Raw genomic sequence first — 15,359 nt, 5'->3', positions numbered from 1 at the left:
GAGTAAGCCTCCCCCCTAAACAGTGTCTGCTCTAACTATTCTGCATCCTTGGGTTTGCTCTTATACTCTTCGAAAACAGGCAGTCCCAGGATGGTTTTAGGCTTTTCTCCTGCCATGGAGCCATAAGTCTCTTCATACCATACTGCGTGATGGTGTTTGGCCCAGTCTTCTCTGACGGTGCCTTTCCACATGCCCCAGAAGGACTCGCCAGAGCCGGGGTGGAAAGAACCCAGGTAACCATGCATACACACCATGACAGTGGAAAGAATCATAGCAATATCATGGGTGGGATACGCTACCCTTACCCAGCTGGCCGGGAAATAGCTTGGGAACCACATGATATAGCCGGATATCATGAGCAGGAAGACCATAAACGGGGTTATCATGGAATTTCCTTTTTCACCGCCGTTAAAGCGGGTCTGCGGCGGGACTTTGACCTTGAAGCCAAAAAACTCCAGAGGGAACAAAACCAGGAATTTCAGGTCATTGAAGCCGAACCGGAGCAGGTCTACGATCCAGACCAAAACTCCTTTAAAACCGAACACAAACCCGAAACCAATCAATGCGGTCATTGCCAGAGCTGAAATCCGGTGCACCCAACCGGCTCCGTAATAGCCGCCAAAGATGGCTGCCAGCCAGTTGACACCGTCTAAAAAGAGAATCAGGCCGGTGAACAGGCAGAGCAGAAAGGTCACAGTATGTCCCCAGTGGGTAAACCGGGCCAGCCAGGTGAATCTTTCTACACGAGGTACATCATCCCGGTATTCTGGTAACCATTGCATTACTCATGACCTCCTTCCACAGGGTGATCTTGGTGTTTATCGGCCATCAACCGGGTGGTCACAAAGCTGACTGCCGATGCTCCCAGGGCAACGGGGATAAGCCAGCCGAAATAGGGCTGCACCCAGTTCTGCCAGAAGTTGATGGTGCCATAAGTCTGGGGATTGACCGGCAGACCGAACTTATCAGGCGTATCGGTCAATATATACAGTTTGTTGAGCCCTCCCAGTTCATTGATGCCATAGATGGTGGCATTGGGATAGCCGTTGGCTTGCAGGGATTTGACGCGCTCGCGAGCGTATTCGATGAGCTCATCCCTGTCCCCAAATCTCAGGGCTCCCGGGGCACAAGTCGTAGCACAAGCCGGTGCCAGGCCTTCGGTCACGCGATCAGCGCACAGGGTGCACTTGGCGATCTTGTCTTCACGTTTGCGGTGCTTAGGCACTCCAAACGGGCAGGCATAGGTGCAATACTGGCAGCCGATACATTTATCGGGGTCATGGATGGTGGCTCCCCATTCCGTTTTGGTATAAGCGCCTTTGGGGCAAACCTTCATACATGCTGCATCGAAACAATGCATGCACTGGAATTTGGCAAAATTCCAGTCCACCCCGTGGGCGGCATTGTCGACCTCATTCATCAGGACGATGGTATAGGTATCGCCATCGGTATCCTCATGGGTCTGGTAATTGCCTTTGAAGGGCTTGATGGAAGCCGGGAGCTGGTTCCAGTTCTTGCAGGCTACCTGGCAAGCACGACAGGCGGTACATATACTGCTATCATACAGGTTTGTCATATTTGCCATTGTTACGCCCTCCTTATGTCGCATAGAAATGCTTTATATTCTGGACACATGGTATTGGCGTCGCCTATATGGGGGGTAAGACGATTGGCGATGTCCCCAGTGGCATAGCCTTTGAAACCGAACTGCCACAGCATACCGATCTGGTGAACTTCTTTACCACCCACTTTAAAGGGCTTAAAGCGTTTGGTCACACAAGCCAGGGCTTCGATGTCACCTCGGGTGGTAGAGACAATAACCTTGGAACCGTTTTTAATCCCTTTCTCCCGGGCCAGTTCCTCACTAAGCTCTACAAACATATTGGGCATCAACTCCGCCAGCCAAGGCAAATTGCGGGTCAAAGCGCCAGTCTGCCAATGCTCGGTTACCCGGTAGGTGGTGGCGATGATCGGAAATTCTTCAGCCTTACCCTGTTTATCCGGCTCCCAAACCTTGGCCGCAGGGTTTATGGCTTGTTTATTAATAATTGGTGCGACAGGGGATTCCCACGGTTCATAATGTTCAGGGAATGGCCCGTCTTTGAAAGAGGAGGTGGTTGCAAACAGGCAACCCTTACCTTCCGGACGCATGATAAAAGGATCCTTGAAGGCCGGTTTATCAGGACCGGTGGTCTTAATGAAGTCGGGAACATCATGTCCCGCCCAAGCACCGGCGCCATCGGCAGCATCCCACCATACCAGACGACGGTCTTCATCGCCAGGCCAGGGTGTCACTCCATCAGGTTGTACTGAGCAACGGTTGTATATAATTCTACGGTTGACTGGCCAAGCCCAACCCCAATTGGGGAACAAGCCTAATCCGCTGGGGTCTTCTTTCTTGCGCAGCATTGGTTTGTAAACCATTTTGCCGTCTTTAAAAGTGGTGCCCCCGCAGTATATCCAGTTTCCGCAGGCTGTACTACCATCATCCTTCAGTAAAGCAAAGCCTTCCACCGGCTTTCCATCGGCGATGGTATATCCGCACAATTCATTGGCTACTTTCAAGATGTCGGGCTCTTCTTCGCCGGGATGTCCGTCATAATCCCAGGTAAGCTTGGTGATTGGTTCGTCTTCGGGACGTGTGCTGTCAGCATATAATGCCTTGAGCCTTTTGCCCAACTCATTGTATATCCACAAGTCAGCCTTAGAATCCCCTACAGGGTCGGCACCTTTCCAGCGGAACTGTACCCAACGGCCGGTTTGAGCTGCCGTGCCCTCTTTTTCGTATACCGCAGCCGCTGGCAGGAAGAATACTTCAGTATCAATATTCTTAGGTGTCAAGCGTTGTACCTTGTCATTATTCACAGCTCTTTCCCAGGCGGTGTGACTCCAGAACTCAGCGCTCTCATTGAGCCACAAGTCTATGGATACCATCCATTTCAGCTTGGTCAATGCGGTCTGCTCTTTATTGGCATTGGGGCCGCCTACCACCGGGTTGGATCCATTGATAAAGAGACCGTCGATCTCGCCTTTATGCATAGCTTCGAACAGAGCGATATGTGAATAATTCTTGGTGTCCTGCCGCTTGGGAATATAGTGGTACCCAAAGTCGTTTGCTTCGGTAGCCGCATCGCCGTACCAGGCTTTCAACAAACTGACAATCCATTTGGAGGTGTGGATTTTCCAACCCGAATATTTGACACCGGCCGCGACCAGAGCCCGCAATTCAGTCAGATTGGTGAAAGGCAGCTTGCTCACCCCGGGGGTTGTCTTGCGAATATAGGATATCAAATCTTTATATGCATCACTTGCAGTGGGGGAATCAATATAGCCGGGCAAGATGTGGAAAAGCAGAGCCATGTCAGTGGCCCCCTGTACGTTGTTCTCTCCGCGCAGTGCGTTAATGCCGCCGCCAGGCCTCCCCATGTTGCCTAGTAAAAGCTGTACCACAGTAAAGGCTTTAACGTTTTGGGCGCCAACGGTGTGTTGAGTGATTCCCATAGCATAATTGATGCAGCCAGTTTTGTCAGGCGCTCCGGTGGAGCAATATGATTTCAATACCTCTTCGTATTTTTTCTTGGGGCTGCCGGTGATGGAGCATACTGTATCGATGTCATAGCGGGAATAATGCTTCTTCATGAGCTGAAACACACAGCGTGGATCTTGCAGAGTTTCATCCCGCATGATATTTCCGCTTTCATCGTATTTATAATCCCAGGAACTCACATCATAACTTCTCTTTTCAGGGTTCCAGCCAGAAAACAGGCCATCTTTGAAATCAAAGTCGTCCCTGATCAGAAAAGCTGCATTAGTATAGTTGACTACATAATCCTTATGATAAAGTTCATTGTCGATGATATATTTGACCATGCCGCCCAAAAATGCAATGTCCGTTCCTGAGCGTATGGGGCAATAGATATCAGCAACCGCCGAAGTACGGGTAAAGCGGGGATCCACATGGATGATCTTGGTCTGACGCTTAGGATCGAACCTGCCTTTCATAAGCCATTTCATTCCGATGGGATGATTCTCCGCCATATTGCTGCCCATGATCAGAGCGGCATTGGTGTTTTTGAGGTCGATCATGTGATTAGTCATGGCGCCTCGTCCAAATGCTGGTGACAAACCTGCCACCGTGGAGCTGTGTCAGATACGGGCCTGGGTTTCTAAAAATACCACACCCAGGGAACGCATCATCTTAGTTAATAGGTAGCACTCCTCATTATCCAGACCGGAGCCACCGATGGAGGCGATCTTTTCAGTACGGTTTACAATTATCTCTGTACCATCAGCAATTTTTTCCTTATGAATAAAACTTGCATCGCGGGTCTGTTTGATCCGCTGGGCAATTTCATCCAAAATCCAATCCCATTCTTTTTCTTCCCACTTCTCACTACCGGGTGCCCGATACAACGGTTTTTGTACCCTCTTTGGGTTGACCACCTGGTGCCCGGTCTCAGGCTCATAGATCTCTCTGAGATTGAACATTGCCGAACCCTTTGAACAAGCACAACCTTCATTGATCGGATTGTCAGGGTCGCCTACCACGCTCAGCAGTCTGACAAATTTGCCTTCGGCATTTTTCTCGGAATAAACAACCAGACCGCATCCAGAAGCACAATAGGGGCACACCGTCGGTGTTGGGGTTACGTTTTTGATCCTGAGTTCCTTAATAGCCGCAGCTGTAGCCTGCATATCAAAGCCGAGATCCACAACCGCAAAGCTGGCTGCTGTTCCACCGGCTAGTTTAAGGAACTGACGACGCGTAACCTTCATTCCTTCCCCACTCTCCTTTCCCGTATTTATTTTTATAAACTCCCACCACATTATAGCATCCCGCAGGCCATATCAACACCCATAACACCTCACTGTCGGGGTTTATCTAGTAAAGTACTACCGATCAGGACCTGGTCATGGCTGGCACCACAACGGGACAAAAAGGCTCTTCCCTCCCTTCAAAGGCTTAATAGCTGCATTTAGAAAAAGCCCTAATTCGCCTACTTATTATTTCGACAGAGAATTATAAAATCCTTGCCGGGCTTTAAAGGTTTTGTAGTATAACACAAATATATCATAAGTATTAACTAATGTAATTTATTATCTGCTATCAACTGCCCGGTGAGTTCAAGGTTATAACCACCCATTTCTTTTAAATTATTTCTGAAGGCGATGTTGGCTAAGGCTTCTGAGAGGATGTCCAGCCAGGCTTCAGGAAAGAAGTCAATCAATAGGCAAAGATCATACTGTTCCTCAGCCAAAGGAACAAAATCAAGCTCCATCACCCGTGCGACCGACATGATGCCCAGCCCGCAGTCACAGGCATCATTCTTGACCGCTGCCGCAACCGCCAGGTGAGTATATTCCTCCCGGGTGTAGCCGTTAATCTGATCAGGTTTGATCCCCTGTTGTTTTAACAGATAATCCAACAGGATTCGAGTACCGGCTCCTTTCTGACGGTTGATAAAACGCACCTCAGGGTCGGTCAGGGCAGCCAGAGCAGTGATGCCAAGGGGATTACCCTTTTTGACGATCAAGCCCTGCTGCCGTTTGGCGACATTGATCAAGCGCCAATTCTGGCCTGTCAAATAACGCTGCAGATAACTGACATTATATTCGCCCCGCTCCGTATCCAGGAGGTGGATACCGGCCATATGGGTTTCGCCGCGCAACAAGGCCATGATTCCCCCCATGCTGCCTACATTGGCAGATAACAGACGGATGTCGTGTTGGCGGCGCAAGTAATCGGTTAAAAAATCTATGCATAGGTCGTGGCTGCCCATACAAACCAGCGAGCGTTCAACTTCGCGGCGGCTGCGGGTCAGGATAGCAGTGGTCTTTTCACCGGCATTGATGCCTTCTTGACCACTGGCAATAGTAATAACCCCGTCTGCTCTGACCAGGTTGGAGGAAATGCCTGCGCCGCGGCTCAAAGGATACGCCAAGAGGCGTTCCCGCACCCTGGCCAGATTGACATAGATGAATTCATCCACCCCCATGGGCGAAGCCAACTTCCTGGTGAGCTGGCAATCAGCGGCTTCAGATTGAGGAACCGCCAAACCCTGCTTTCTGTATATTAATGGCCGGGCAAACAGTGTGAACACCAGTTGCGCCGAAACCGGGTAGCCTGGCACCCCGATGACCGGTTTGGCACCAATCATGCCTAAGATGGCCGGCTTACCCGGTTTGATGGCCAGACCGTGATGCAACACCTCTCCTAGCGTTTCTATCAGGGCAGAAGTATAATCTTCCCTTCCGGCAGACGATCCTGAACAGATCACCAGGAGGTCGCATTGCGGTTGCATGTCCTGCACTGCTGCCAGCAGTTTATCCCAATCGTCTTCAACGATAGGGTGGCGTATGGTCTTAGCACCCCACATCCGGCACAGCGAAGCCAGCATATAGCTGTTGGATTCCACAATCTTTCCAGGTTCCAAATCGATAGCGGCGTTTTGCACCAGTTCCGTGCCAGTAGGTATGATGCCTACCAGCGGCTGTTTGAAAACTGCCACCTGATCCAAACCGGCGCTGATCAAAGCTGCTACTTCGAAACTGCCCAGAGTATAATAGCTGGGTACTATCATGTCCTGGGCAACCAGATCTTCACCCACTGAACGGATATGCTGCCATGGAACTGCGGCTTTTATTATCTCTGCCTGATTATTAATAAAATTGACATCTTCGATCATCACCACCGCATCAAATGGCGGAGGCACATAATCACCGGTATCCACCATCAGGTATTGGCTTTCGTCTATCCGCACCGGATTGGTCTCACTAGCGGCATAAGTGTCTCTAGCTTGTACGGCAATACCGTCCATGGCTGAGGCCTGATAATGTGGAGAAGAACGCTTTGACAGGACCGCTCGGGAGGTGACCCGTCCCAGGCACTCCCGCACTGGCACCCATTCCTCATCTGGGGCGAAATAACCTGCCCCCTCCAAAGCCTGATTAAAACTGGTGATAGCATCCTGCAAGGGAGTGTTCCTGATATATATATTTCTTTTCATGTAATTGTAGACTCCTGGAGGTTTTTAATTATTGTATCGCAACCGGGACGAAATCAAAACCTGACCCGGGCCAAAATTACCAATGAAAGTAGTCAAAAGCCAGTATTGATTTTTAACCGCAGCAATGTTTAAGTATAATGGGATTAAGGGCTGATACAGAATCCGCCCTAGCAATATGTTGAGAGGCATTTTATTATGGGTGAATTTTTAAAGGTATTGAGTTATGCCGAAGCCATACAGAGGCTCAAAGAGGCTTTAAGCGGAGCCGGCCAAGAGGAGTGCCCGATACAACAATCCCGGGGGCGGGTTGTGTCAGGCCAGCTCAACAGCCCCGAAGACATGCCTGCTTTCAACCGCTCTACAGTCGACGGCTATGCGCTCTGTGCGCAGGACAGCTTCGGTGCCAGTGAATCCTTGCCAGCCTTTTTTCGCTTGGTAGGAACTGTGCCCATGGGGGCCGTGCCCGCTTTCGCCCTAAACAGCGGAGAATGCGCCTGGATTCCAACCGGGGGCATGCTGCCAACAGGCAGTGACGCTGCCCTGATGGTGGAATATACTGAAAAACTCGGTGATGATACCGTACTGGCTTATCGCCCCGTCAGCCCGGGGGAAAACGTGATGCAGACCGGAGAGGACATTAGCAGGGGTCAGTCTTTGTTCCCCCCTGGGCATGTGCTGCGCCCTCAGGATATCGGGTTGCTGGCTTCGCTGGGCATCACTACGGTACCGGTCGTAAAACCGTATCAGGTAGGGATCATAAGCAGCGGCGATGAGGTCATACCCATAGAGGAATATCCTCAACCCGGTCAGGTGAGAGATGTCAATTCTTACAGCCTGGCGGCCATGGTGGCTGGAATGGGGCATAATCCCCATAGCTATCCGCTGGTTGGGGATGACGCTGAACAACTGCAGGCCATGGTGGCAAAATCGCTGGATTCCAATCAGATCACCTTGCTGTCTGGGGGCAGTTCAGTAGGTGTAGCCGACCTTACCCTGGATGTATTGCTGTCGTTTCCTGGCTCGGAGCTGCTGTTTCATGGACTGGCAGTGAAACCGGGCAAACCGACCCTGGCAGTTAAGATCGGGGATCGCCTGGTTATCGGCCTTCCTGGCCACCCGGTATCGGCCTTGATGATGTTTATGGTGATAGCCCGGCCCCTGCTGGATAGCAGGAAACACTATACGCTATATGCCTGCCTGACGCAGAATATTGCCTCACAACCAGGACGTGATGATTTCGTGCCAGTGTCCTTAGCAGAAGAGGCAGGCCAGTGGTCGGCCCGCCCCCTGTTGGGAAAATCCGGTCTGATGGGAATTCTGGCCAGGGCTGATGGTTACATTCACATCAGAGCAGTGGAACAGGGTTTAAACAACGGTGCAGTCTGTTCGGTTTGCTTGTTCTAGACTGTGGCGGTAAGTTGCTCCTGCCAGGCAGCCACGAGTTGCCGCCGTTGTTCTTCGACCGCATCGAAATCCATAGCCGGCACATAATAGCTCTCCAGGTCGTCATGCCATTTTTTGGCGGTCTGCAAGATCTCCACCGCATCGGCTATCCCCTGATCGCAGCGCTGGGTGGCAGAAAAAATCAGCTTGGCCCGAGTTGACACCCCGTCATTATCGAGTAATTGATCCAGGTCCAATTGACGTTTCAGCTTCCTCCCTTTGAGCAGGTCTTTATAAGGAAGCAGCCTGGAACCAATATCGATCAGAAGGGAGTTATTAGAGGGCACCAGTATATAATCGATATCCTCCGGGTCTATAGGGTTATGGAAGACTTCCGCGTAGATCCCGCCCTGCTCCATGAGGCGCCTGGTGTGGGCGAACAACTCCTGAATCCCTGCTCCCGGACTGCTCTTGACGGCGAAAACTGCGGTTTGCTCATTGATCAGGCTGGTAAGCCGGGTCTTCGGCCCGCCCGGAGTCAACGCACCGGCAAAGAGATGTCTTAAAGGTCGGTATTCCGATAATGCACCTGCCAGAAAGTCAGCGGTCAGTCCTTGCACATTGCGGTAAAGAGACCTGTTAACTCTATTCTCGCCGAAATACCTTTTAAGCTCATCACTAGCTACACCACACTCTTTCAGTCTTCCGTAAGCCCGCATAAAACACCTGGAGATCTCGTTGGTTAAGCTGACGATCTCCCGGCGATGGGACTTGATAAGCGTTTGATCCCAATAATCGCCGAGATTGAGTATCTGGTCCACTGCTCCCGGATATACCGGGTCGACTATGTGGGGCCTGGTGCCATCAACCAGACAGAATTGGCCTTTGCCCACGACGATCCCGTCCAATGAATCCGGATCGGATGAGCATCCGTGTTCTTCGATATCCACTCCCAGACGGGCGAAATCCTCTCCAACCTTTTTCATGAAGACGGACTTGCCTACCCCGGGGCCGCCCTTCAATATGATCTTCTGCTCCACCTCGGCACCAACCATATGGTCATAGAAGGAGTAGAATCCAAAACGGGTGTTGCCGCCAGGATATACATAACGGTGAGCCGCCATATAGAGACCTCCCTTCATTAAAATCGTATTCCTCATCTATATCTATATGACAGTAGGGGAATATATAAGCTGGTTTTTACTGGGGAAATATATACAGGCAGGGTAAAGGTGTCCGGCACGAAATTTGCAATATTAAACGTAGTGTTGAGAGACATGATAAGCGCATGCAACTTAAATTAAGTCTCCATAAAGGTAAGCAGGCTCCATCAGTATGCGGAGCCATTTTTAATCATTTATTAGAAGGGTGGGATAAATGTGGATTTTCCCTTATCTGGCATTCGAATACTGGATCTGTCAAGGGCGCTTCCCGGACCGTACTGCTCTCAACTGCTCTCTGATTACGGGGCCGAAATCATCAAGATCGAAGACCGCGATGGCGATCCCTCACGTAAGAATCTCCCCCGTCTGGCAGGGGAGGGGGCACAGTTTTATTCAGTCAACCGCAACAAGCGAAGTCTCACCCTTGATTTAAAGCAGAAAAAGGGACAGGAAATATTTCGGAAATTGGTTCGGGTCAGTGATGTCGTAATAGACGGTTTTAGGCCGGGTACGATGGATAAGTTTGGACTTGGCTACGAGGCGCTGAAACAGCTTAATCCGTCCTTAATATACTGCGCATTGACTGCATACGGGTGGACAGGGCCGCTGCGCAATGCTCCCTCTCACGACATAAATATCAGCAGTCTGGCCGGGATTACGGAATTAACCGGACATCATAATGGTCCGCCTGCTATGTCGACAGTGCAAATATCTGCCGTTAGCGGGGCTTTATATTCTGCTATTGCCATCCTTGTGGCTTTGCACCACAGAGATAAGACCGGGGAAGGCCAGTTCTGTGATGTGGCAATGTTAGATAGTGCAGTCAATCTGTTGGCCTATACGATGGCAGAATGGTCCGGCAACCAAAGCTTGCCCCGGAGGGGGAAGGGACGTTTGACCGGTGCTTTTGCATATTTCAATATATATGAGACCAGTGACGGCAGATATATAAGTGTCGGCGCATCGGAAGAAAAGTACTGGACGAGGTTCTGTACGGTAATCAACAAACCCGAATATATAAAACCTCATAAAGAACCCTCCATGCAGGAAGAGATGATAAATGGGATCCAAGACAGAATCAAGCGAAAGAGTCAGAGCGAATGGCTGGAAATATTCGGTGATGAGGCATGCATAACTCCGGTATTAAGCCTGGATGAAGTGAGTGAACACCCTCAGGTCAAAGACCGTAGAACCATTATTAAAATCGGCAATTTCAGGGAAACAGGCATTGATCTGGCTCTGCCCGGCCCGGTCATAAAGTTCTCAAATAGTTCTAATCAGCCGAAATATGAGTTTCCCCGGCTAGGTCAACACAGCGGTAAGATTCTTGAAGAACTCGGATACACACTGGACGAAATTGAGGTGCTGGTCAAGGAAAAGATTATCTGAACTGTATGGTTTTTATGTCAATTCTGCCGCTTTAACCGGGAATTAATTTAACCTGGCATAATACTTGCAATTTCTAGTGGCAAGGATATTTTGCGTTTCTGGGGCTGCCGGAAATGCCGGTAAGACGTATCCCGCCGTTTAATGGGGTAAATCCTTCGTCGTAGCAATGGCTGGTGGTGGGTGATGCCAACAGGCTGCAAAATGAGAAGGAAAAACAGTCTGATGATGCCTTATTAGTACATTCAGGCTTTTGTTTGCTTACTCGTACAACTGTCCGGTCGACCATACACATTTAATAATCATCTAGTATTACAATCTAGCATTACATTACATTAAAACTGTTAGGATCAATCGCAGAGCTAATCTTAGGGCATCTAGACCGGAATATTGTTTTGGAAGCGGTACATTTTGCATCGCTGTTGCTGTTGATTAGAGGAGGGGATGAATCGATGAGCCCAAAAGCTCTGAATTCGGCTTCATGGTTGACTGTCAAACAAATGATGAATACCAATTTTAAACTGCTTCATCTTGACGATACTTTGCGTACGGTAATTAGCTATTACCAGGAATGCAAATTGAACACGCTTCCGGTCGTTGACGACAAGGACCGGCTAATCGGGGTATTCCCTAAAAAGAGACTATTCACAGCATTATTAGAAGGGGCCGATTTAGATGATGTGTGCAGACCGTATGTGGTTTATAATCCGATTTTTGTATCCTCGGAACTAAGCTACGATGAGGTCTCCCTGGCGGTTAGAGTTACACGCAGCAAAGTGGATTATGTAGTCGTGGTAGACCGTTCCGGCAAAGTGGTTGGATTGATAGGAACAGCAGAATATCTGCGCGAAAGCATGAATGTAATAATAAAGTCATCAGCTATCTTAGAGTCCTTGTTCAACGCCAACTATGAAGCGGTTATAATCGTTGACAACAAGGGCTATATTTTAAGGTTCAACCCGGTGGCAGAAGAAATGTTCGGGGTGCAGTTCAGCAATATTAAAGGTAAGCATTTAAACGAGGTTTTGCCTGAGATCAATATCATGAATAAAAGGCTTTTAGGGGTAAAGCACATAATTAAGGAACTGCCCGTAATTGTCAATCAGATGCCAATCTATGAGGAAAACTTCTATATTGGAACCGTGATCACGCTTTTGGACAAATCGGATGTAGAAGAGATAGCGCATGAACTGGAGATGGTCAAAGATATGCACGCTGTACTGGACGGCGTCATCAATGCCACTTCTGACGGGGTACTGGTTTCCGGTGTTTCCGGAAAAGTCAAATATTGCAATAATAGAGCCAGCCATTTGTTCGGGCAGACACCACCAGAGATTGTGGGCCGACCGATCAATGAGATCCTCAACAACAGAGCGGCTGAAAACACTATCACCAACGGTATACCTGAAATATCGGAATGTATCATAGGCAATAAGAAATGCGTTATATCTCATATACCGATCAAAAAGGCCAGGGACCATCATTATTCGATCACAGGAGTTGTAAGTACTATATATCTCGATGAAAATGTGTTTACCGAAGAGATTGCTGCTAAACTCCTGTCACTAAAACAGCAGGTCAATTATTACCGCAGTGAACTTGAGAAAAAGGGCGGCGAAAGCAGTTTCAAACAGATACTGAGCAGGAACCCGGAGTTTAATAATATGAAAAGCGAAGCCTTTCAAATTGCCCGCAGCAGTTCCACTGTTCTGCTGACAGGTGAAAGCGGCGTGGGCAAGGATATGTTCGCTCGGGCCATACATTCTGCAAGTCCCCGCTCCAAATACCCATTCGTAAAGGTGAATTGTGCAGCTATTCCTGAGACACTATTGGAATCTGAACTTTTCGGCTACGCTCCCGGATCTTTCACCGGCGCCTCGAAAAAGGGCAAGCCTGGTTATTTCGAGCAGGCCCACAAGGGAACCATATTTCTCGATGAAATAGGGGACATGCCTCTGTCTATTCAGGTCAAGTTATTGCAGGTCTTGCAGGAAAAACGATTCATGAGGGTTGGGGGAACCAGTGCACAGACAGTAGATGTCAGAATAATTGCCGCAACCAATAAGGATCTGCGAGAAGCCATAAATAATGGAAGTTTTCGTGAAGACCTTTTTTATCGCCTGAATGTAATTGAGTTTCATCTTCCGCCCTTGAGGGAGCGGTTCGAAGACATTGTACCGCTGGCAAATAAATTCATTGAAAAATACAATCATATACTGGGGGCGCACGTCACAGGGATCAACAAAGAAGCTTGTACAGCATTGCAGCGTCATTCCTGGCCAGGCAATATAAGGGAATTGGAAAATGCCATCGAAAGAGCTGCTAATTACGTCTGGGATGGAGAAATTGGAGTTGAACACCTGCCGGTGCATCTGTTTCAGTCAGAAGCGAGAAAGATTGAACCTTCAAATTACCGTTCTGCGCTTTCAGACGTTGACAAAAACATTATCATCGGAGCCCTGCAAAAAACTAAGGGGAATAAGAGCGCTGCTGCCAGAATGCTCAATCTGAGCCGATCTGCCTTTTATGACAAACTAAGCAAATACGGGCTGAATTAATGGGTAGGGTCATTTCCTGCTGAAGCTGGTTTGATATACTAATGAAACTTTAAACATTCAAACCGTTCTAATTGGCAGAAAATATAATTAATATCATAGAACCCCGGAAACCAAAAGACCACTATTCTACGAACGACTAGTGGTCTTTTTTGATTGAAACCAATCTGCTCTAGTCATTCCAAGATATGGATATACTGGTCGCCGCCACACGTGTCTGACTTTACAGACACCTGTAATAATTATCGAACAACATCAAGGCAGGCAGCTGTGTTCTTTTTTATGCTAAATCCCCATGAGACGGCTAAATTATAGCGCAAACTAATATCACCTCTTCCCCGGACTTCTTGGCATGAATGTTGCGTTCTAAGATGTTGGAACAAAAATACGACAAGAATCGGGAAGGAGGTAATGAATCAACACTGTAAACATAAAAGTCTGGCTGTAGTATATGGCCAGTCATGATTATTTATTAGGGGGTTGATGTTAGTTGGGAACCTATAGTGACCTTTATGCCAGCAAACTTCGAACAGCCGATGAAGCCGTAAAAGTAGTCCAATCCAATCAGTGGGTATGGTACGGACATTTCGCCATGGGCCCCCGTGCTCTGGATCAGGCTTTGGCCCGTAGAGCTGGTGAGTTGACTGGGGTCAATGTAAAAGGCGTGTGTCTTTTGTACGAACCTGAAATAGTCAAAGCAGACCCCGAACAAAAATCGTTTCTATATCATTCCGGACATATGAGCGGACACGAACGCCATATGGGAGACCGTGACCTGGCTTATTACATTCCTGGCAACTACGGGCAGTGCCCAGGCAATACCCGTTCCGGCAATATGTACCCGCCCAAGGTAGCCATGCTCATGACCACGCCAATGGACGAACACGGTTACTTCAATTTTGGACCGGCCTGCTCTTATGCCAAAACCTTTTGCGACGCGGCAGACGTGGTGATCCTGGAGGTTAATCCCAATGTACCGTGGTGCCTGGGTGGGGAACAGGAATCCATCCACATCTCCCAGGTTGACTATGTGGTAGAGCATGAGAGTCCCATGCCGGTTTTTCCGTCGGAATTTCCCGTATCCGATGCTGAGAAAAAGATTGCTTCTATACTCATTAATGAAATCGAAGACGGCGCCACTCTGCAGTTTGGCATAGGCGCAATGCCTTCCATGATAGGCAAGATGATTGCCGACACCGACCTGAAAAACCTTGGTATCCATTCTGAAATGATGGCCGATTGCTTCATTGACCTGGCAGAAAAAGGGATTGTCAATGGGGAAAAGAAGAACATTGACAAGGGGAAAATCACCTACACATTTGCTCTTGGTTCGCAGCGGCTTTACGACTATATGCACAATAATCCACGCTTGGCCACATATCCGGTGGATATCACCAACAATCCAGACGTCATCGCACGAAACGACAAAGTAATCGCCATAAACAACGCGGTTGAAATTGATCTTTACAGTCAGATCAATTCTGAATCCTCCGGATTCCGCAATATATCTGGCACCGGCGGCCAGCTTGATTTCACCATTGGGGCGTTAAAATCCAAAGGTGGCAAGCCTTTTATCTGCCTTACTTCCACCAAGATGCAGAAGGGCAAAATGGTGTCCAGAATCGTTCCCCATTTCAGTCCGGGAACCATCGTAACTATGCCCAGAACCTACGCACCCTACATCGTAACCGAATACGGCATAGCCAACGTTATGGGAAAATCAACCTACAGAAGAGCTGAGCTCTTAATCGATATCGCGCACCCCGATTTCCGCGATGATTTGATTAAAGCGGCCCAGGAGCAGCATATCTGGACCCGGACCAACAAGATTGATTAGACCCGACGTTCAAATCAAATAAAAGGGG

The 15,359-nt window shown here is 48.8% G+C and carries 9 protein-coding genes; 4 read left to right on the top strand and 5 right to left on the bottom strand.

Features of this window, described 5'->3' with window-relative positions:
• Positions 1-35 precede the first annotated feature (35 nt).
• From AC15IQ_RS07225 to AC15IQ_RS07210, 4 genes are all read right to left on the bottom strand, one after another.
• Positions 36-782, bottom strand: a complete 747-nt coding sequence (locus AC15IQ_RS07225) for a formate dehydrogenase subunit gamma (RefSeq protein ID WP_483178231.1) — start codon at positions 780-782, stop codon at positions 36-38.
• Positions 782-1,585, bottom strand: coding sequence for a 4Fe-4S dicluster domain-containing protein (locus AC15IQ_RS07220; RefSeq protein WP_483178229.1), 804 nt, complete (start codon positions 1,583-1,585; stop codon positions 782-784). Before AC15IQ_RS07220 ends, AC15IQ_RS07225 begins: the two co-directional genes overlap by 1 nt.
• A gap of 2 nt (positions 1,586-1,587) precedes the next feature.
• Positions 1,588-4,776 (bottom strand): formate dehydrogenase-N subunit alpha, encoded by a 3,189-nt coding sequence (gene fdnG, locus AC15IQ_RS07215; RefSeq protein ID WP_483178227.1) that lies wholly within the window; start codon positions 4,774-4,776, stop codon positions 1,588-1,590.
• Positions 4,777-5,084: 308 nt separating this feature from the next.
• On the bottom strand, positions 5,085-7,007 hold the full coding sequence (locus AC15IQ_RS07210; protein ID WP_483178225.1) for a molybdopterin biosynthesis protein: 1,923 nt from the start codon (positions 7,005-7,007) through the stop codon (positions 5,085-5,087).
• 195 nt (positions 7,008-7,202) lie between these two features.
• Here AC15IQ_RS07210 and AC15IQ_RS07205 point away from each other — a divergent pair, with 195 nt between their 5' ends.
• Positions 7,203-8,411: a molybdopterin molybdotransferase MoeA gene (locus AC15IQ_RS07205; RefSeq protein ID WP_483178223.1), complete on the top strand. Its 1,209-nt coding sequence runs from the start codon at positions 7,203-7,205 to the stop codon at positions 8,409-8,411.
• Here the strand turns inward: AC15IQ_RS07205 and AC15IQ_RS07200 are convergent.
• Positions 8,408-9,514, bottom strand: coding sequence for a PRK06851 family protein (locus AC15IQ_RS07200; RefSeq protein ID WP_483178221.1), 1,107 nt, complete (start codon positions 9,512-9,514; stop codon positions 8,408-8,410). The two genes, AC15IQ_RS07205 and AC15IQ_RS07200, sit on opposite strands and share 4 nt — an antisense overlap.
• Before the next feature lie 255 nt (positions 9,515-9,769).
• Between AC15IQ_RS07200 and AC15IQ_RS07195 the strand changes: the two genes are divergently transcribed.
• The 3 genes from AC15IQ_RS07195 (at position 9,770) to AC15IQ_RS07185 (ending at position 15,331) form a co-directional block, all read left to right on the top strand.
• A complete protein-coding gene (locus tag AC15IQ_RS07195) occupies positions 9,770-10,942 on the top strand; it encodes a CaiB/BaiF CoA transferase family protein (protein WP_483178220.1) in 1,173 nt (390 codons plus the stop codon).
• A 449-nt stretch (positions 10,943-11,391) separates the two neighbouring features.
• On the top strand, positions 11,392-13,497 hold the full coding sequence (locus AC15IQ_RS07190; RefSeq protein ID WP_483178218.1) for a sigma 54-interacting transcriptional regulator: 2,106 nt from the start codon (positions 11,392-11,394) through the stop codon (positions 13,495-13,497).
• A 487-nt stretch (positions 13,498-13,984) separates the two neighbouring features.
• The gene (locus AC15IQ_RS07185; RefSeq protein ID WP_483178216.1) at positions 13,985-15,331 is read left to right on the top strand and encodes an acetyl-CoA hydrolase/transferase family protein; all 1,347 of its coding nucleotides are present in this window, start codon (positions 13,985-13,987) and stop codon (positions 15,329-15,331) included.
• Positions 15,332-15,359: the final 28 nt, after the last annotated feature.

Origin of the sequence: Syntrophomonas sp. DTU019, from assembly GCA_913757435.1 — a bacterium.
Lineage (GTDB): Bacteria > Bacillota > Syntrophomonadia > Syntrophomonadales > Syntrophomonadaceae > DTU019.
Note: the sequence above shows the minus strand (reverse complement) of the source record. Positions and strands in the feature narration are given on the sequence as shown.

Coding starts and splice junctions, on each gene's coding strand:
- AC15IQ_RS07225 (WP_483178231.1), bottom strand. CDS start 782: ATGCAATGGTTACCAGAATACCGGGATGATGTACCTCGTGTAGAAAGA.
- AC15IQ_RS07220 (WP_483178229.1), bottom strand. CDS start 1,585: ATGGCAAATATGACAAACCTGTATGATAGCAGTATATGTACCGCCTGT.
- AC15IQ_RS07210 (WP_483178225.1), bottom strand. CDS start 7,007: ATGAAAAGAAATATATATATCAGGAACACTCCCTTGCAGGATGCTATC.
- AC15IQ_RS07205 (WP_483178223.1), top strand. CDS start 7,203: ATGGGTGAATTTTTAAAGGTATTGAGTTATGCCGAAGCCATACAGAGG.
- AC15IQ_RS07200 (WP_483178221.1), bottom strand. CDS start 9,514: ATGGCGGCTCACCGTTATGTATATCCTGGCGGCAACACCCGTTTTGGA.
- AC15IQ_RS07190 (WP_483178218.1), top strand. CDS start 11,392: ATGAGCCCAAAAGCTCTGAATTCGGCTTCATGGTTGACTGTCAAACAA.